Annotated in this window: 13 protein-coding genes and 2 tRNA genes; 3 read left to right on the top strand and 12 right to left on the bottom strand. The window is 62.8% G+C overall.

Annotation, left to right across the window (positions count from 1 at the left end; all coding sequences use genetic code 11):
- The first annotated feature begins 165 nt into the window (after positions 1 to 165).
- Entirely contained in the window at positions 166 to 1,848 is a 1,683-nt protein-coding gene (locus ACZ0BA_RS02110; RefSeq protein ID WP_463449712.1) for a glycosyltransferase family 39 protein, read from the top strand.
- Between the two features lie 40 nt (positions 1,849 to 1,888).
- Here ACZ0BA_RS02110 and ACZ0BA_RS02105 read toward each other — a convergent pair whose 3' ends face one another.
- From ACZ0BA_RS02105 to ACZ0BA_RS02085, 5 genes are all read right to left on the bottom strand, one after another.
- Positions 1,889 to 2,584: a DUF3334 family protein gene (locus ACZ0BA_RS02105; protein ID WP_463449711.1), complete on the bottom strand. Its 696-nt coding sequence runs from the start codon at positions 2,582 to 2,584 to the stop codon at positions 1,889 to 1,891.
- Positions 2,585 to 2,968: 384 nt separating this feature from the next.
- Positions 2,969 to 3,044, bottom strand: a tRNA-Asn gene (locus tag ACZ0BA_RS02100).
- Between the two features lie 54 nt (positions 3,045 to 3,098).
- A complete protein-coding gene (locus ACZ0BA_RS02095) occupies positions 3,099 to 3,707 on the bottom strand; it encodes a choice-of-anchor C family protein (RefSeq protein ID WP_463454692.1) in 609 nt (202 codons plus the stop codon).
- A gap of 205 nt (positions 3,708 to 3,912) precedes the next feature.
- Positions 3,913 to 3,988, bottom strand: a tRNA-Asn gene (locus ACZ0BA_RS02090).
- Positions 3,989 to 4,112: 124 nt separating this feature from the next.
- Positions 4,113 to 5,315: an amino acid aminotransferase gene (locus tag ACZ0BA_RS02085; protein WP_463449710.1), complete on the bottom strand. Its 1,203-nt coding sequence runs from the start codon at positions 5,313 to 5,315 to the stop codon at positions 4,113 to 4,115.
- A gap of 113 nt (positions 5,316 to 5,428) precedes the next feature.
- On the opposite strand from ACZ0BA_RS02085, the gene uvrB reads away from it, so the two are divergent.
- Together uvrB and ACZ0BA_RS02075 are read left to right on the top strand one after the other, a co-directional pair.
- Positions 5,429 to 7,510, top strand: coding sequence for an excinuclease ABC subunit UvrB (gene uvrB, locus ACZ0BA_RS02080; RefSeq protein ID WP_463449709.1), 2,082 nt, complete (start codon positions 5,429 to 5,431; stop codon positions 7,508 to 7,510).
- A gap of 19 nt (positions 7,511 to 7,529) precedes the next feature.
- On the top strand, positions 7,530 to 8,552 hold the full coding sequence (locus ACZ0BA_RS02075; protein WP_463449708.1) for a pirin family protein: 1,023 nt from the start codon (positions 7,530 to 7,532) through the stop codon (positions 8,550 to 8,552).
- 6 nt (positions 8,553 to 8,558) lie between these two features.
- Here ACZ0BA_RS02075 and ACZ0BA_RS02070 read toward each other — a convergent pair whose 3' ends face one another.
- From ACZ0BA_RS02070 to ACZ0BA_RS02040, 7 genes are all read right to left on the bottom strand, one after another.
- A complete protein-coding gene (locus tag ACZ0BA_RS02070) occupies positions 8,559 to 9,506 on the bottom strand; it encodes an alpha/beta hydrolase (RefSeq protein WP_463449707.1) in 948 nt (315 codons plus the stop codon).
- Between the two features lie 14 nt (positions 9,507 to 9,520).
- On the bottom strand, positions 9,521 to 10,177 hold the full coding sequence (locus ACZ0BA_RS02065) for an SdpI family protein (protein ID WP_463449706.1): 657 nt from the start codon (positions 10,175 to 10,177) through the stop codon (positions 9,521 to 9,523).
- Entirely contained in the window at positions 10,174 to 10,485 is a 312-nt protein-coding gene (locus ACZ0BA_RS02060) for an autorepressor SdpR family transcription factor (RefSeq protein WP_463449705.1), read from the bottom strand. Before ACZ0BA_RS02060 ends, ACZ0BA_RS02065 begins: the two co-directional genes overlap by 4 nt.
- 91 nt (positions 10,486 to 10,576) lie before the next feature.
- On the bottom strand, positions 10,577 to 11,782 hold the full coding sequence (locus ACZ0BA_RS02055; protein ID WP_463449704.1) for an IS110 family RNA-guided transposase: 1,206 nt from the start codon (positions 11,780 to 11,782) through the stop codon (positions 10,577 to 10,579).
- Between the two features lie 273 nt (positions 11,783 to 12,055).
- Positions 12,056 to 13,147, bottom strand: a complete 1,092-nt coding sequence (locus tag ACZ0BA_RS02050; protein ID WP_463449703.1) for an ABC transporter ATP-binding protein — start codon at positions 13,145 to 13,147, stop codon at positions 12,056 to 12,058.
- A 9-nt stretch (positions 13,148 to 13,156) separates the two neighbouring features.
- Positions 13,157 to 16,951, bottom strand: coding sequence for a GH36-type glycosyl hydrolase domain-containing protein (locus tag ACZ0BA_RS02045; protein ID WP_463449702.1), 3,795 nt, complete (start codon positions 16,949 to 16,951; stop codon positions 13,157 to 13,159).
- Positions 16,944 to 18,317, bottom strand: coding sequence for a GH1 family beta-glucosidase (locus tag ACZ0BA_RS02040; protein WP_463449701.1), 1,374 nt, complete (start codon positions 18,315 to 18,317; stop codon positions 16,944 to 16,946). The genes ACZ0BA_RS02045 and ACZ0BA_RS02040 overlap by 8 nt, the downstream gene beginning before the upstream one ends.
- Between the last annotated feature and the right edge of the window lie 2 nt (positions 18,318 to 18,319).

Here is an 18,319-nt window from a genome sequence, read left to right as displayed (position 1 = left end):
AACGTTGCCGTTCAGCCATCCGCCCCCCGCAGTTGGGCGTATTTTTTATGGCAAGTGTATGAAAAAATCCACATTCGATGCGCCCCGGCGGCTGTGGCGCAGACTCCCTGCCCGGCCCACCAAAAAGCTGCTATAACGAAAGCTGGCCCCTCCCAAAGGACGGCAATGATGACCTCGCATCGGTATCGCGCAATGGCGTGGACTGCGCTGGGCGGCTTCGCGCTGGCCTTACTGGCGGGCGCGTTGGTGCTGGCGCAGCTGCGGGCCTACCAAGCCGGCTTTTCGGGCGCGGACGAGCCGGCCCACTTCCTCAACGGCGTATTCGTCAGCAGCTACCTGCACGGCCATGCCGGCTCCAATCCGATGGCGTACGCGGTCGAATACTATTTGCACTATCCGAAGATCTCCATCGGCCACTGGCCGCCGGCCTACTACGGCCTGCTGGGCTTGCTGATGCTGGTACTGCCGGCGACACCGCAAGCGGCGTTTGCCATCAACCTGGTGGTCGGCGCCTTGCCCGCCGCCGCGCTGGGCGGCGCGCTGGCACGCCTGGCGAACCGCCGCGTCGCGCTGGCTGGCTGCGCCATCTACGTGTTCACGCCGCTGGCGGTGGAAAGCCAGGCATTCTTCATGCTGGACCAGGCCTTGAGCGCGTGCTGCTGCGCCGCCGCCATCGCCTGGCTGGCCTACACGCGGCGCCCGGGGCTGGCACGCGCCGCCGTGTTCGCGGCACTGTGCGCGGGCGCTGTGCTCATCAAGGGCAATGGCTGGCTCATCGTGCTGGTGCCGCTGTTCCACATGCTGCTCACGCGCGGGTGGCGGCTGCTGGCGCTGCCGCATCTGTACCTGGCGGCGCTTGCTGCCGGGCTGGTCGTGGTGCCGTGGTACTGGCTGACTGCGTCGATCGCGGCGGACGGCTTCAACTACCAGCCCGGGCTGCGCTACGCCTGGCAGGCGCTCACGGCCAACCTGCACTCGCTGCTGCGCAACCTCGGCTACGCGGGCGCGCCGTTGGCGCTGATCGCTCTTGTTGTGGAGTACCGGCAGCGCCGGGAGGCGCCGCCGCGCTGGGCGATCGTCAGCGTCGCCGTCAGCCTGATGCTGGCGACGCTGACGCTGCAATCACTGGTACCCGCAGCCATCGACGAGCGCTATCTGGCGCCGGCGCTGCCCGCCTACACGGCGCTGGCCGCGCTGGGCGTCTTCCACGTCGCCAGCGCGTTGCGAGGCTGGCTGGCGCGGCGCGGGACGATGACGCCCCGGACGCAAAGCAGCGTGGCGCTGGCGGCCAGCGCGCTGCTTGCGCTGGCCATGCTGGCGCCCGGCGTCGGCCATCTGGCCGGGCATGGTCCCAAAGTGGATATGCGTGCGGCCGACCTGCCGGTGCTGGCGTCGGCCGGGGTGCCGGCGGTCTGGATCATCGACGGCAGCAGCGGCGCGGAAGGCGCGCTGATTGCCGAGCTGGCGGTACGCGATCCGGCGCTGCGCCATTACGCGGTTCGCGCCTCCAAGCTGCTGGCTGCGTCCGATTTCATGGGCATCCGCTATGCGCTCAAATACGACGCCCCCCAACAGGTGCTCGACGAACTGGTGCGGCTGGGAGCACAGTATGTCGTGCTGGTGCGGCTGGACCACGAAGCGCCCTTCCCGCACAGCGCGCAACTGGCGACCGCACTGCACCTGCCGACGGCGCCGTTCCGCCGCGTGATGTCGCTACCCCACCGCCACCGCGCGGGCATTACCGAAGTCTACGCGTCCGTCGGCGACGCCCGGGCCAATGTCGGCGCGGTCCGCCAGTTGGGCATCCCCGCCAAGGGCGCAGCACTGTCCGGCCCGAGCGGACAGTAAGACGGCCAGCGCGTCGGCGGCGTCCGGCTCACACGCGTGCTTACATGCCCAGCGACTTGAGCAGCGCGTCCTGGGCCTCGTCTTCCGCTGACGCCGCAGCTGCGGCCGCCGAAGAGGCGCTCTGGTTGCTCCGCTCCTGGTCCATGAGCGCGTCGGGATCGTCCACCTCGCTCGCATCGAAATCGTGCAGCCGGATGAACTCGGTACGGTCGATGGCCAGCTCCAGGTAAAAGATGTTGCTCTTTTCGGTGTAGAAGGTCACGCGGCGCATTTCCGGACGATCCAGCGGCGTGTCCACGCTCAGCATCACCTGCTTGGTCAGCACCAGCATTTTCGGCTGGTTCTGGGTGATGTTGGTCTGTAACTCGCGCCGCACCTTGCCGGTGAAGTCGCCAACGATCTGGTTCATCAGCTCGCCCATGATGTTGGACACCTCGTCCGACGTGTGGGAACTGGCCAGCTCGGACTTCGGCATGCCCATGTGCAGCATGTAGCGCTCGTAGATTTCCATCGCGGTATCGGCGGCGAAATTTAGCACCACCAGGCCGGTGAAGCCGCCGTCGAACATCACGAAGCAACCGATGTCGGGCTTGAGCCCGGTCTTGGTGATGCGCTGGACCATGCCCGAATAATTCACTTTGCTTTGCGTGGCGACATTCAGCACGCGGGTCACCGAGTTACACAAACTAATCAACAAATCTTCTGTACCGTACACAACATCCTTTTCTTCGCTCATGGGGCAACCTCTATTTACTTTTTATCGATGACGGCGCTGTGTCATGGTTCAGCGCCAAACGAAACATGGCCTCCTCGCTCAGCAAGCGGGCGACCTCATCTTCCATTCCGTAGCCGAAATAAAACCAATACCATTGAGTATGCCGAGGTGCAAGATTCCCGTCCACCTGATTCACACAATTACGTGAAAATTCGGTGACAGAATGCAAAACCCTGGTCCGCAACCCGGACCAATTGGGGGGGAAGAATCAGGGAGGAGATCGAGCAAGCAACCGGCTCTCCTTTCGTACCAGAACCATAAACAGCCAATGTACGCCGATAATTCAGCCGCCCAAAGCAAAAAGCCCAACCGGTAAAGGCTGGGCTTTTTGATATTGCTGTATTCTGGCTCCCCGACCTGGACTCGAACCAGGGACCTGCGGATTAACAGTCCGTCGCTCTACCAACTGAGCTATCAGGGAATTGAGGCCAGAATTATAGCCGCTCAAGTCTGATTTGCACAGCCCAAAAAGCAACTATTTTCGCCGCCGGGCCAGACCGCCCACCATCCCCAAGCCGACCAGCATCATTCCATAGGTCGCGGGCTCGGGCACCGCCGCCACGACCGAGATGTTATCCAGCGCCGCGCCGTAATAGCTATGATAAGGATTGCCGACAAAGCTCAACGTGCTGGTATCCGAATCGGCGACAAAGCTGAAACTCTTCCGTACCCACCCCATGTTGGCGAGCGTCTTATTGTTGATATCGAAAGTGAACGTTACCGGCGCGTTCACGCTCGCATAGAAAAACTTGTCGCCACCGCCGACCGGATTGCCGGCCAGGCTGAAGCTGACGTTATACGTCCGCCCGACCACCGTGGCGAACGATTGCGAAATCGACCCCGCCCCGCCGCCATTCAGGTCCAGGCTGTAGCTGCCGGATGCCGGCGCCCAGTAAGTGTTGATCAGATCGACCGTGCCGCCGATGGTCCAACCGTCCAGGCCGGAACCGATGGTTTCGAAACCACCGCTGAAGCCGCCGGCGGACTCGAAGCCGCCATTGCGGATCAATTCGACCGAAGCACGCGCTGCGGGGCTAAGAACGGCAAAGGCTGCTATCGCGGCTAAGGCTTTCATTCTGGACATTTCACACCCCGTGATGGTTGTCTCGTTCAAACGAGAATTTCTTAGTATTAACTCGACAACTATACGCCATAACAAGCGAACATCAAGAATTACATTTTAGAAACACAACGATGGGGGTGAGTTCACGCGGACGCGCAAATGGAAAAAGCCCCATGTGGCATCGCAACGTTTAAGCGTTGCAAGCACACATGAGGCTTTTAAATTCTGGCTCCCCGACCTGGACTCGAACCAGGGACCTGCGGATTAACAGTCCGTCGCTCTACCAACTGAGCTATCAGGGATTAGAGGCAACATTTTATACTGTTTGGTTCACGCCATCAAGAATATTTCTATCAGCGCAACTTCATCCGGTATGCCGTGTTGCCGTTCGAATCAAGCTACTGCTCAACCCGAAGAAGCAAGAGTTTAGAGCACTTTGGCGATGGCGTCAATGACGATGTCGATGTTGCGCGAATTCAACGCCGCCACGCAGATGCGGCCGGTGTCGACAGCGTAGATCGACCGCTCGCGCAGCTGCTCGACCTGCGCCTTGGTCAGGCCCGAGTACGAGAACATGCCGACCTGATCGCGCACGAAGGCGAAATCGTGGGCCGGCGCTTTCGCCTTCAGCTTCTCGACGAAGGCTTCGCGCATTTCCTTGATGCGTACGCGCATGCCGGCCAGCTCGTCTTCCCACATCTGACGCAGCTCAGGCGTGGTCAACACGGTGGCGACGACCTTGCCGCCGTGCACGGGCGGGTTCGAGTAGTTGGTGCGCACCACGCGCTTCAACTGCGACATCAAGCGGCTCGCCTCTTCACCGCTGGCGGCGACGACGCTCAGCGCGCCAACGCGCTCGCCGTACAGCGAGAACGACTTCGAGAACGAGTTCGACACCAGCAGCGGACCGCCGGCGTCGGCGAAGCGGCGCACCACGGCGCCGTCTTCGGCGATACCGGCGCCGAAGCCCTGGTACGCCATGTCGAGGAACGGCACCAGGCCACCATCGGTGACGGCCGCGATGACCTCATCCCACTGGGCGGAGGTCAGATCGGCGCCGGTCGGGTTGTGGCAGCACGCGTGCAGCAGCACGATCGCGCCGCGCGGCATGGCCTTCAACGCGGCCAGCATGCCGGCGAAATCGACGCCGTGGGTGGCGGCGTCGTAGTAGGCGTAGTTATTGACGGTGAAGCCGGCGCTTTCGAACAGCGCGCGGTGGTTCTCCCAGCTTGGATCGCTGATGTAGACCTGCGAATCGGGGGCGAAGCGCTTGAGGAAGTCGGCGCCGATCTTCAGCGCGCCGGTGCCGCCGATGGCTTGCACGGTGATCGCACGTTTCTCTTGAATTACCGCGCTGTCGGCGCCAAATACCAGCTCTTGCACCGCCTTGTCATAGGCAGCCAGGCCTTCGATCGGCAGGTAGGTGCGCGGCGCTGGCGTCGCGATCAGGATTTCTTCCGCTTTCTGTACGCAAGACAGCAGAGGCACTTTGCCGTTGTCGTCATAATAAACGCCGACACCCAGATTGATTTTTGCCGGGTTTTGGTCGGCGTTGAAGGCTTCGGTGATACCCAGGATCGGGTCGCGTGGTGCCATGTCGATGGCGCTGAACAAGCTAGGATTCGTCATGATAAGATTGGATTCGATTGGAAGCGTTTCGCAGCGGATGAACGTAGACAGCGCCCCACTAAAACGTCTTCAGGCCGCTGGCAGGCCATTATTCTAACAAAGGTCGGACCACGATGGCTGAATTACCAGTAGTAGATACCTCAACGGCAACGGTTGTTACCTTCCCGGATTCGCCGTTCAAATTGCACCAGCCCTTCCCGCCCGCCGGCGACCAGCCGACGGCGATCGACAAGCTGTGCGAAGGCATAGACGACGGCCTGTTCTTCCAGACGCTGCTCGGCGTGACCGGCTCCGGCAAGACCTACACGATGGCCAACGTGATCGCCCGCCAGGGGCGTCCGGCGATCGTGTTCGCGCCGAATAAAACGCTGGCAGCGCAGCTGTATTCGGAGTTCCGCGAGTTCTTCCCGGAGAACGCGGTCGAGTACTTCGTCTCGTACTACGATTACTATCAGCCGGAAGCCTACGTGCCGCAGCGCGACCTGTTCATCGAAAAGGATTCGTCCATCAATGAGCACATCGAGCAGATGCGCCTGTCGTGCACCAAGTCGCTGATGGAGCGGCGCGACGTGATCATCGTCGCCACCGTGTCGGCCATCTACGGTATCGGTAATCCCAACGAATACCACCAGATGATCCTGACCTTGCGCCAGAAGGACCGCGTCTCGCAACGCGACATCATCGCGCGCCTGATCCAGATGCAGTACACCCGCAACGAGGTCGATTTCGGCCGCGGCACCTTCCGCGTGCGCGGCGATACGCTCGACATCTTCCCGGCCGAGAATGCGGAGCTGGCGGTGCGCCTCGACATGTTCGGCGACGAGCTGGAATCGATCCAGCTGTTCGATCCGCTGACGGGCCGCGTCAAGCAGAAGATCCCCCGCTTCACCGTCTATCCCGGCTCGCACTATGTCACGCCGCGATCGACCGTGCTGCGCGCGATCGAGTCGATCAAGCTGGAACTGCGCGACCGCCTGGAGTTCTTCCGCAAGGAGAACAAGCTCATTGAAGAGCAGCGCATCGAACAGCGCACCCGCTTCGATCTGGAGATGATGGCCGAAATCGGCTTCACCAAGGGCATCGAGAACTACTCGCGGCACCTGAGCGGCGCCATGCCGGGCGAACCGCCACCGACGCTGGTCGATTACCTGCCGAAGGACGCGCTGATGTTCCTCGACGAGTCGCACGTCCTGGTCGGGCAGTTGAGCGCCATGTATAACGGCGACCGCTCGCGCAAGACCAACCTGGTGGACTACGGGTTCCGCCTGCCGTCGGCGCTGGATAACCGGCCGTTGAAATTCGAGGAGTTCGAGCAGAAAATGCGGCAGACGATTTTCGTCTCCGCCACGCCGGCCGACTACGAAAACACCCACGCCGACCAGGTGGTCGAACAGGTGGTGCGGCCGACCGGCCTGGTCGACCCGCTGATCATCGTGCGCCCTGCCCGCTCGCAGGTGGAGGACCTGATGTCCGAGATCACCGACCGCGTCGCCAAGAACGAGCGCGTGCTGGTGACCACGCTGACCAAGCGCATGTCCGAGCAGTTGACCGAATTCCTCAGCGACCATGGCATCAAGGTGCGCTATCTGCACAGCGATATCGAAACGGTTGAACGGGTCGAGCTGCTGCGTGACCTGCGCATCGGAACTTTCGACGTGCTGGTGGGGATCAACCTGCTGCGCGAGGGCCTGGATTTGCCGGAGGTGTCGCTGGTGGCGATCCTGGACGCCGACAAGGAAGGCTTCCTGCGCTCCGAGCGTTCGCTGATCCAGACCATCGGCCGGGCCGCGCGTAACCTCAACGGCGTGGCGCTGCTGTACGCGGACCGCATGACCGATTCGATGGAACGCGCCATCGGCGAGACCGAGCGCCGGCGCGCCAAGCAGATCGAATTCAACGCCGCCAACGGCATCGTGCCGCGCGGCGTGAGCAAAATCATCAAGGACATGATCGACGGCGTCTACAGTCCGCAGGATGCACGCGAAACCCGCCAAGTGGCGCAGGAGGCGGCCAAGTACGAGTCGATGAGCGAGAAGCAGATCAGCAAGGAGATCAAGCGTCTGGAAAAAGCCATGCTCGATCACGCCAAGAACCTGGAGTTCGAAAAAGCCGCGCAGGTGCGCGACCAGCTGCACGGTCTCAAACAGCAGCTGTTCGGCGCCCCGGGCGCGGACACGCCGCCAGCTCCAGTCTGATCAACTTATCGAGCCGACCATGAATCCTATTTTAAGCAGCGGCCCGCTGGGCACCCCTTGGGCCACCATGGACCCGTTCCTGTTTTGCGTTCACCACGTGGACAACTACCCCAAGGGCGACGGCAAGTTCGGCCCGGCCGCGTCGCTGGCCGGGCGCCGCCTGGGCCAGGACTTCGCGAATGTCGACGGCTGGAATATGTACCACGGCGAGCAGGTGCCGGGCTTTCCCGGCCACCCGCATCGCGGTTTCGAGACGGTGACCATCGTGCGGCATGGTTTGATCGATCACGCCGATTCGCTGGGCGCGGCCGCGCGCTTCGGCGCCGGCGATGTGCAATGGCTCACCGCCGGGCGTGGCGTGGTCCACTCGGAGATGTTCCCGCTGCTGAAAACTGAACAGGACAATCCGCTCGAACTGTTCCAGATCTGGCTTAACCTGCCGGCGCGCAGCAAGTTCGCCGAGCCGCACTTCACGATGCTGTGGTCGGAGGACGTTCCCAGGGAAACCGTGGTCGATGCAGCTGGTGCGCGCACGGAAGTGGTCTGCGTCGCGGGCCGCGTCGGCGCTCTGGATGCCCTGCCCCCGCCGCCGGATTCCTGGGCAGCCGCCGAGGACAGCGACCTGGCGATCTGGGTGATCACGATGGAGCCCGGCGCGCAATGGACGCTGCCGCCTGCGCGCGGAGCCGACACAAAACGGGCGCTTTATTATTTCGACGGCCAGGGCGCCAGTCTGGGCGGCCAGCCGCTGGCGTCGCGCAGTGTCAACGACATACGCAACGACGTGCCTTTACCGCTACTGAACGGCACCACAGGCAAGGCGCAGTTCCTGATCCTGCAAGGACGGCCGATCGGCGAACCGGTGGTGCAATCGGGTCCGTTCGTGATGAACAGCGAACAGGAGATCCGCCAGGCCCACGCCGACTACCGGCAGACCGGATTTGGCGGCTGGCCATGGCCGGATGGCGCGCCGGTACACGGCGACGACCCCACGCGCTTCGCCCGCCACACCGACGGCAAGGTCGAACGACGCGAGGGTTAGGCCAAGTCAGCGCTGTTTGACGAAGGCCGCCACGGCCTCGCCAAGCTGCGGAGCCAGCGGCAGGCTGGCATCGCTGTACGATGCCATTTGCCGGGCCGGATTCGCAGGCACCATTTTCAGCACGTGGTTCATCCCTTCGATAATCACCAACTTGGCCGCAGGCGCGGCCGCCGATAGCGCCTGCGCCTCTTTCACCGACACCTGGATGTCGGTGGTTCCCTGCACGATCAGCACCGGCATTTTCAGCGCGGCGATCGCCTTGCGCGGATCGGTTTTAAAAGACGAGATCAAATACGGCTGAACCGACGGCCGGTACAACATCATCAGCTCCGGCGGTACATCATCGACTTGCTTGCCCTGCTCCAGCGCGACCAGTATGCGTTCGTTCGTGCCTGCCAGCGCGGCCGGCAGCTTGGGCTTGAGCTGCTCACGCAGGATGTCGGCCAGCGGATGGCCTGCGCCGGAAATGGACACGCAGGCATCGGCTTTGGCGCGCTGGCAGGCCACCAACGCGATCAACGCTCCCTCGCTGTGCCCGGCCATGACCACGCGCGAGAAGCGCTGGTCGGCGCGCAGTTGCCGCATCCAGACCACGGCGTCGTCGATATACGAATCGAGGCGCAGATCGGATTCCTCCTTGACCAAGCCTGAGCTGGATGCGACGCCGCGCTTATCGTAGCGTACCGTCGCGATGCCTTGCTGCGCCAGCGATTCGGCCAGCATGCGCAGTGAATTATTGAGCAGCGAAGCCGCTTCGCTGTTACCGTCGCGGTCCGTCGGGCCGGAACCGGAGTGCAGCAGGACCACCGGCACCTTGGCGCCACCTTCGGGTATCAATTCAGTGCCATACAGCGTACCGCCGGCGACGGCCTGCGTGACAGCGCGCTCGGCGTAGCTGCCCGCACGGGCGGTGCAGGACAGCACCAGCAAAACAATTAAAAATTTACAGCGCATGGATAAACCTCCGGTTAGAGCGATTCGAATTGATGATCTTTCTGAAGCCTTTTATAGTGCAGCAGCGAGTAGAGGACTACAAGCGGCGCCCACGCCAGCCCAAGCAGCAAGATACCCCACCCCGGCGCATGCATCCATAGCGCCAGCATGCCGAGCACACCGCTGGCGACCATCAGCCGCGCAGCCATGCGGTGCGTGGCGTACCAGACGCGCTCACTGGCCAACGTCCATGGGGTGCGGATGCCGACATAGAAGTTGCGGCGCACCTTGCCCATCGGGTTCCCCGTCAGGGTAAGCAGCAGGAACAGTCCCGCCGGCACTGCGCGTTGCATCGACACCTCGCCGCCTGTCCCGCCGATCAGCACCAGCGCGAACACGTAGCCAAGCATGCAGACAACCAATCCAGCGATGTAGTAGTAAGTCGACAGGAACTCTGTCATGCCGAAGCGATGCGGCGACAGCACCGGTAACGCCAATCCCACAAACGTGAACAGCGCCATGCCCCCGGGACCGAGCACCCACATGACCGCGCGCCCGGCATAACCGTCCACCTGGCCTTCAATATTCCAGTGTACAGGCACCTGCTCGGGCAGCAGCGGCCAGCAGTAGATGAGCGCAGCGCAGGCAGCGGCGACCAGCAACAGGCATACGACGAGATAACGTGTTCTCACTTTATTCTCCCTTTTTGTTCTGTTCCCAGTGCGGGTTTGGCTTGCGTCTCGGTAAGATCCATCACCCACGCCAACACATCCTGCAGCACCGTGGTATTGAGCCCGTACCAGATGGTCTGGCCATCCCGCCGCCTAGTGATCAGGTCAGCCTCGCCGAGCACCGCGAAATGGTGGGACATCGAAGGTTTGCTCATATCGAAATGCCCCGCCAGATCGCCCGCCGTCATCTCGCCTTGCCGCAGCAGCCGCAGGATCTCGCGCCGCGCCGGATCGGCGATGGCTTTGAAAGCGTTGTTGGGGACATTCATTAGTCACTCATCTAATTAGACATTTATCTAACTATAAGCCGATAAAATCGCGCAGTCAAGCGATCTTCGGGGGGTGTCCATATGTCCTTCGTCAAGCGGTCTCGAGGGGGTTGGGGCAATAAAGTGTCCCATCTCGCATGATGGCGTACATCACGTCGCAGCGCCGCCTGGCGAGAGCGATCAGTGCTTGGTTGTGTCGTTTTCCTTGGCTAATCTTTCGAGCGTAGTAAGCCCGCGATACCGGGTCTCGTAGCGCTGCAAAGGCGGATAGGAACAACGCTCGCTTGAGCACTTTATTTCCTCGCCGTGATGGATGTTCACCGCGAATCGACGATCCGGAGCGACGGGTAACTGGCGCCAGCCCAGCATAGGCCGCGAGGTGAGCAGCAGAGGTAAACGCTTTTGCTGCGACCTCTGTAAGGAGTCGCGCAGCGGTCCTGACGCCGACTCCTGGCATGCTGGTCAGGACTGAATAAAGAGGGTGTGCTTGCACCAGCCGTTCAACCTCCTGGGCGACCTCGTCGCGTTGACGGCGCAGTGCCGCGAGCTGGTGCGCCAGGCGCGGCACGACAATTGTTGCGGCGTTTGTTCCTGGCACAATCACCGTCTGCTCGGAAAGTGCCAGGAAAACTTCATGGGCTAAGCCTTTACCCATTCTAGGGGCAAGCTTGCTCAATTTGTTCGCAAGGCTCTTTTCGCTGGTGGCGGCAAGGCTCGCCGGTGACGGATGTCGTTGTAGTAGATCCAGTACAGCGGGGTGATCAAGTCGCGGGCCAAGAACGCGCTCCAGCGCTGGGTGGATTTGTGTCAGTAGTCCGCGAATTCGGTTACTTGTCTGGGTAATCTGATCGGCCAGATCATCGTCAAAACCGCACAGCATGGTCAGCTCCGCCAACCGCTCATCATCGAGACGAAGTGAGCGCAGTGCATGCGGCATTGAGCGTGCCGCTTCGGCGATGATGGCGGCGTCTCGTGCATCGGTCTTGGCTTCGCCAGCGTGCAGATCCGCAATTCTGCGCATGGCAAGGCCGGGGAGATATGCCACCAGGATACCCTCGGCTCTGGCGACGGTCACCGGCAATGCTCCGATGGTTGTAGGCTGGTCAACGACCAGCAGTAGGTTACCGTGTTCCTTGAGGTTGGAAATCAGCGCTCGCAGCCTCGTTTCGTCATTCGGCATCGCCTTATCGAACAAGCGTTTGCCAGCTCTGTTCAGTGCAACGGCATGGTGTTCTCCCTTGCCGACGTCAACGCCAATAAAGACATCTACAGAATCGTAATGTTCAATCGCGTCCATGCGACCTCCCGCTACAAGAGGTTGTAATGGCCAACAACTTACGGCAGCAGGTCTCGGCATCCACGTTACGGATGGCCTCAGGATTTCCTCTGGACCAAGTCCCTATCAGCGATCACCAGCCACCCACCAAGTTCGGTGACAACACCCCCCGGATCATGGGCGACTGGGGGCAACAATCATGCCGAACTTGGCTGGCCAAAACCTTGAGGATCAAGGTCTGTATATAGTAACGGGGGTGAATACTCGCGCGCCGGCCGGCGCGCTTAGGCGAAATTAATAAACGGCCTGTCCGGATTCATCAAAGACATGCCAACGCGCCTGCTCAACGCGAATGACTGCGGTCTCGCCGCCCTGCCAGCGCGCTTCGGCGTCCACCCTTGCGATCAACTGCGTCGCGCCGCCGTCCGGAGTCAGGTAAATGTAGCTGGCGTCGCCCAGCAGTTCGGCCGCCTGCACCGTGACCGGAATACCGGCCACACCGCCTGGATCGGGCGGCGCCAGCGCCATGTGCTCGGCGCGCACGCCGAGCGATACCGGCGATCCGGGAAGCAAGCCATCGCGCGCGCCGATCGGCACCAGCGCGCCGTCGGCGAGCCGCACCGCCATCGCCTGCCCCGCCAGCAGTTCCACCACGCCGGTCAGGAAGTTCATCGCCGGCGAACCAAGGAAACCCGCGACGAACATATTGGCGGGCCGCTGATACAACTCCAGCGGCGCGCCGACCTGCTCCACCTGTCCGCCGCGCAGCACCACGATACGGTCGGCCAAGGTCATCGCCTCCACCTGGTCGTGGGTTACGTAGATCATCGTGCTGCGCAAGGTGCGGTGCAGGTTTTTCAGCTCTATACGCATCTGCACCCGCAACGACGCGTCCAGATTGGACAGCGGCTCGTCGAACAGGAACACCTCCGGCTGGCGCACGATCGCACGGCCGATAGCAACCCGCTGGCGCTGTCCGCCGGACAGTTCCTTGGGCTTGCGCTGCAACAGCGGCTCGATGCGCAGCGTAGCAGCCGCCTGCTCCACCTTCGCGCGGATCTCCTCGCGCGACAGTCCCGCCATCTTGAGCGCGAAACCCATGTTGTCGAACACCGTCATGTGCGGATACAGTGCGTAACTCTGGAAAACCATCGCGATGCCGCGCGCGGCCGGCGTCACATGCGTCATATCGCGACCGCCGATGCTCACCGTGCCTTCGTCCGCGCTTTCCAATCCGCAGATCGTGCGCAGCAAGGTCGATTTGCCGCAGCCCGACGGCCCCACGAACACCACGAACTCGCCGTCGGCGATGCTCAGGTCTATGCCGCGCAGGATGGGCTGCTGGCCGAACCCCTTGCGTATGCCACGAATGTCAACTCCTGCCATGACTTCCCCTCAACCCAAAACCAGTTCGACGCGATGGACCGCGCCATCCCGCAGCAACGGGATGCGCGCCACACCGTCGTCGGCGGCGAGCGCCGTGCCGTCAAGGGTAACTGAAACAACATCGTTGGCGCGATGGCCGGGATTGAGCACGTTGATCTCATAGCTGCCGCCGCCATCAGGCAATTGATGGCGGATGCTGAATCCGGGCCAATCGTCCGGGATGCGTGGCGCCATCACGATCGTGTCGCCGTCTTCGATGCTGAAGCCCAGTACGGACTCCAACCCCACACGGTACATCCAGCCGGACGATCCCGTGTACCAGGTCCAGCCGCCGCGCCCCACGTGCGGCGCCTCGCCGTAGACATCGGCCGCGATGACATAAGGCTCGACTTGATACACCGCCACCGCCGCCATGTCGCGCGCATGGGTCACTGGACTGAGCATCTCCAGCAACGGCGCGGCGCGGTCGCGGCGTCCGGCTTCGGCCATCGCCCGCACCACCCAGCAGGCCGCGTGTGTGTACTGGCCGCCGTTTTCGCGCACGCCTGCGACATATCCTTTGATGTAACCGGGATCGTTGGGGGTGTTGACAAAGGCTGGCGTCAGCAGTCGTATCAGTCCATCCTGCTCGGACACCAGCCGCTGCTCCAACGCGTCCAGCGCCTGCGCAGCGCGTTCCGGTGGCGCTGCCTCCGAGATCACCGCCCATGCCTGCGCCAGCGCGTCGATCTGGCACTCGTCGCTGTCCTTGGAGCCGATGACGGCGCCGTTGTCGTAGTAGGCGCGGCGATACCATTCGCCGTCCCATCCGCCATCGTTGAGGGCGTGATCCAGATGATCGTGATAAGCGCTGTAGATGGCGATGCGCGCGGTGTCGCCGCGTCGTTCGCAGATGGGCAGGAAATCCTTGATGATGCGCGACAGGAAAAAGCCCATCCAAACGCTTTCGCCACGTCCTTCGCGGCCGACGCGATTCATGCCGTCGTTCCAGTCTCCGGTGCCCATCAGCGGCAGACCATGTGCGCCCTGCGTGAGCGAGCGGTCCAGCGCGCGGCAGCAATGCTCGTAGACGTTCGCGCTTTCGCCGGAAAGCGACGGCTTCAGATACACCTCGTCTTCGCCCTCTTCCAGCAACGGCGCCGTCAGGAATGGTTCCACTTCATCGAGCACGCTCCAGTCGCCGGTGGTCTTGATGTAGAACGCGGCAACGTACGGCAGCCAAAGCAGATCATCCGAGAAGCGCGTGCGCAGCCCGCGTTCCATCGGCGCGGTATGCCACCAGTGCAGCACATCGCCTTCGACAAACTGGTGCGCCGCGTGGATGCGGATCTGCTGACGCGTCAAATCCGGGCGCGCGTAGATCATCGCGCTCGAATCCTGCAACTGGTCGCGGTAGCCCAATGCGCCACCCGACTGGTAGAACGCCGAGCGCCCCCAGATGCGGCAACTCAGGTTCTGGTACGCCAGCCAGCCGTTCTGCATCAAATCGATGGCCGGCACCGGCGTGCGTACCTGCACGGCGCCGACCGTCTGACTCCAGAACGCCGTGATCTCGTCGAGCGCGTGCTGCACCGCCCCAGCTGCCGAATAGCGACTTACCAGCTCCAGCGCCGTCGCGCGCTCCTGCGTTTCACCGAGAAGCACAACCCATTCCAGGGTAGCTCCCGGCGCCAGTTCATGCGTGGTCTGGAACGCCGCGCAGGGATCGAGTCCCGCCCCTGTCGCACCGTTCAATTGCGCGCCAGCCAGCGCGGCAGGCTTGGCAAGGTCGCCGTGCTGGCCGATGAAAGCGTCACGGTCGGCGCTGTGATGCACCGCAACTCCATCACCCGGCAACGCTGCGGCAAACGTCACGCCGTCCGCAAACTGGCCGGCGAGCGGGTTGGTCGCGAGCAGCGCGCCCGTGGCATCCCACTCGGTGATGACAAACCTGCTGCTGTCGGCCGGCGTCCCGCCCAGCACCAGACGCTGATAGGAGAACATCGACACCCGACGCACAACCTCGTCGCGATTAGTCACCCGCACACGGACGATCTTGACCGGATCATGGCGCGGCACGAACATCACAGTCTCCTGTTCCAGGCCATGGCTGAAGTGATTGAAGCGCGTGTAGCCGAATCCGTGGGCCACTTCATATCCCGCGCCGGCCGGAGCCGGGCCCGGAACCGGCGACCAGTATTGGCCGCTGTCCTCGTCGCGCAGATACAGCGCCTCCCCATGAGGATCGCGTATCGGATCGTTGGACCATGGCGTGAGCCGGTGGACACGGCTATTTCGGCTCCAGGTATAACCGGCGCCGCTCTCGCTGACCAAAAAGCCGAATCCTTCGTTCGAAATGGCGTTGGTCCAGGCCAGCGGCGGACGGCGCAATCCATCGGTCGCGTCCCAGTCCATGCGGATCACATATTCGTCGCCCGCGTCGGTAAAACCGCCATAACCATTAAAGTGATGCAGCACGGCGCGGCCGGGCACCGTCGCCGGTCCGTCCGATTGCGCAGTGCGCGTTGCGGGCGGCTCGGTGGCGGCGACATCGGCATCCAGCACCGGCATCCGGCCGCGAACAACCAGTAGCGCCGTCATTTCGATCAACGCGAGATCCTGCTTCTTGAATATCGCGGGTTTGCGCACATGGACGCCTTCCGCATCCTTGTACGAGCCGACACTATCGAGTAGTAAGACGTCGACCATCCAGCCGTGCGCGGCCCAATAGCGGCGAGCACGCAGCAGCAGAGCCGCGTTGGCATCGTCGGCGCCGTCGACCCACAGGACGGCCAGCGGCCCGGCCGGAAGATCGTATAACGACGCGACGGAAGCCATATCGGCGGACGCTTCGACCTCACGCGCGGTATGGCGGGGTGCGCGCACGGCCGACTCTCCATATAGCATCGCAGCCGCCAACCGCTGTAAATAAGTCGCCTCGTCCGAACTCAAACCCAGTCCTTGCTCGAGCGCCTGCTGGGCGGCGCGGGCGGCATTGATCGGTGCGCGGTCCGCCGGTTCCAGGCCAACGGCCAGCGCCAGCGCGTGCTCACGACTGTCCGCCGCGCCGAGGATGAATGCCACGCCGGTGTGCGCGCCCGGCGCCAGCGTTACCGTCCGGCGCAAGCTAAATGCGGGATCGAGCACATTTCCGGCGGTGCCGGACAATGCTCCGTCCATGGCGGACGGCGAGCGCAGGTCGCGTCCGCGTCCAACGAAGCGCGTGCGGTCGGTCTCGAAGCCGGCGGCGTCGCCACCGGCGGCGGCATGCACCATCCACAGCGCCGCATCGCCCTCGCCGCGCGGTCTGCGCCGCGCCAGCAAGGCACCTGTGACGGCATCGAACTCGGTCTGCACGAACAGTTTGGAGAAAGCCGGGTGGGATGCTTCATCCGCTTGCCGATTCAACACCACTTCCAGATAGCTGGTCACCTCGATATGGCGGTCGGTCGAACCGGTATTCTTGAGCACCACGCTGCGCAGTTCGAGATCACGCGTGGGATCGACGGCGATCTCCATATGCGCCGCGATGCCATGCGCCGAGACGCCAATCCAGAAGCTACCGGCCTCGCCGCCGGAGGTTCTGACCGCGTCCCCCGGCCCGCCGGGCTGCAAACCCAGCGACCAGACCTCGCCGCTGACGGTGTCGCGCAGGTAAATAAAATAGCCCTCGCCGTCCTCGACGCGGTCGCCGCTCCAGCGCGACAGGGCCATGTCGCCGACCCGGCTGAAACCCGTGCCAGCGCCGGTGATCAGCGTGGTGAAGTTGCCATTGGAGAGCAGCCGCGCTTCCTGTGCAGGGATGTTATCAAGAGGATTATTCATTGTGATGTCCGGCTTCCAGATTGAGGCAGGCGCCATTGCTGGCGACGATATCGGCGTACAGCATCGCGCTGTCCTTCAGCGTGCGCTGCTGCGTTTCAAAATTAACGTGAATGATCCCGAAACGCTTGGAAAAGCCCAGCGACCATTCCAGGTTGTCAAGCAGCGACCATACCATGTAGCCCCGAAGATCGACGCCCGCTTCCAGCGCGGCGCTGATGGCGCCCATGTTCTTGCGCAGGCAATCGACGCGCAACGGATCGTGCACCCGCCCGCCCTCTGCCTGGGGCGGGTCGTAGAACGCGGAACCGTTTTCCATCACGTACAGCGGCGTGTCGCCGTACAGGCGTTTGAAGTTCACCAGCGTGTCCGTCAACCCCTGCGGGAACACCTCCCATCCCGTCTCCGTGTAGGTCGCCTGGTTCTGGCGCACCGGCGCCACGTTCAGCGGCCAGTTGGAGGGATCATCGCGCACCACGCTGCGGGTGTAGTAGTTGATACCGACGAAATCGAGCTTCTGGCCGATCAACTCGAAATCGGCGGCGGGCCAGTCCGGCCAGGCGTCTCCGAACATTTGCTTCAGCTCCGGCGGATAGGCGCCCAGGAAAATCGGATCCAGATACTGGCGGTTCATATAGGCGTCCGCGCGCCGCGTGGCATCCAGATCGGCCTGCGACTGGCTGGCAGGATATTTAGGTTCGATGTTGACGACGATGCCGATCCGATGCCGTCCGACCTCCCGATAGGCCTTGACCGCGCTACCGTGCGCGCGCATCAGGTTGTGGCTGGCCAGCGCCGCCTCGTGCACGCTGCGATGGCCCGGCGCCAAGGTGCCGTGCATGTAGCCGCCGTCGGTGACCACCCAAGGCTCGTTGAGCGTCGCCCACGATTTGACGCGTCCATCGAAGGCCTGGAACAGTACCCGCGCGTAGTCGGTGAACCAGTCGGCGATGTCGGGATTGAGCCAGCCGCCCCGATCGTCCAACGCGGCGGGCAAGTCCCAGTGATACAGCGTGAGCAAGGGCTCAATGCCGTTGGCGAGCAGCTCGTCGATCAGCCGACTGTAGAAATCCAGGCCGGCCTGGTTCACGGCGCCCCGCCCTTGAGGCAAGATGCGACTCCACGATACGCTGAAGCGGTAGGCTTTAAGTCCTAGCTTCACCATCAGCGCGACGTCCTCCTTGTAGCGGTTGTAATGGTCGCATGCGATGTCGCCATTGTCGCCGTCGCGGACATTTCCCGGCACCGCGCAAAAGCGCTGCCAGATGCTCGGCCCCGCGCCATCGGCCAGCGGCGAACCTTCGATCTGATACGCGGACGTCGCGCTACCCCACAGGAAGTCGGCGGGAAACTGGATGGATTTGCTCATTG

The sequence above is a fragment of the Duganella sp. AC917 genome (assembly GCF_979258245.1).
This window is presented reverse-complemented; position numbering and strand designations above follow the sequence as displayed.

Excerpts from the sequence above, each read along its gene's own strand:
- ACZ0BA_RS02110 (WP_463449712.1), top strand. The coding sequence starts at position 166 with ATGATGACCTCGCATCGGTATCGCGCAATGGCGTGGACTGCGCTGGGC.
- ACZ0BA_RS02105 (WP_463449711.1), bottom strand. The coding sequence starts at position 2,584 with ATGAGCGAAGAAAAGGATGTTGTGTACGGTACAGAAGATTTGTTGATT.
- ACZ0BA_RS02095 (WP_463454692.1), bottom strand. The coding sequence starts at position 3,707 with ATGTCCAGAATGAAAGCCTTAGCCGCGATAGCAGCCTTTGCCGTTCTT.
- ACZ0BA_RS02085 (WP_463449710.1), bottom strand. The coding sequence starts at position 5,315 with ATGACGAATCCTAGCTTGTTCAGCGCCATCGACATGGCACCACGCGAC.
- uvrB (WP_463449709.1), top strand. The coding sequence starts at position 5,429 with ATGGCTGAATTACCAGTAGTAGATACCTCAACGGCAACGGTTGTTACC.
- ACZ0BA_RS02075 (WP_463449708.1), top strand. The coding sequence starts at position 7,530 with ATGAATCCTATTTTAAGCAGCGGCCCGCTGGGCACCCCTTGGGCCACC.
- ACZ0BA_RS02070 (WP_463449707.1), bottom strand. The coding sequence starts at position 9,506 with ATGCGCTGTAAATTTTTAATTGTTTTGCTGGTGCTGTCCTGCACCGCC.
- ACZ0BA_RS02060 (WP_463449705.1), bottom strand. The coding sequence starts at position 10,485 with ATGAATGTCCCCAACAACGCTTTCAAAGCCATCGCCGATCCGGCGCGG.
- ACZ0BA_RS02055 (WP_463449704.1), bottom strand. The coding sequence starts at position 11,782 with ATGGACGCGATTGAACATTACGATTCTGTAGATGTCTTTATTGGCGTT.
- ACZ0BA_RS02050 (WP_463449703.1), bottom strand. The coding sequence starts at position 13,147 with ATGGCAGGAGTTGACATTCGTGGCATACGCAAGGGGTTCGGCCAGCAG.
- ACZ0BA_RS02045 (WP_463449702.1), bottom strand. The coding sequence starts at position 16,951 with ATGAATAATCCTCTTGATAACATCCCTGCACAGGAAGCGCGGCTGCTC.
- ACZ0BA_RS02040 (WP_463449701.1), bottom strand. The coding sequence starts at position 18,317 with ATGAGCAAATCCATCCAGTTTCCCGCCGACTTCCTGTGGGGTAGCGCG.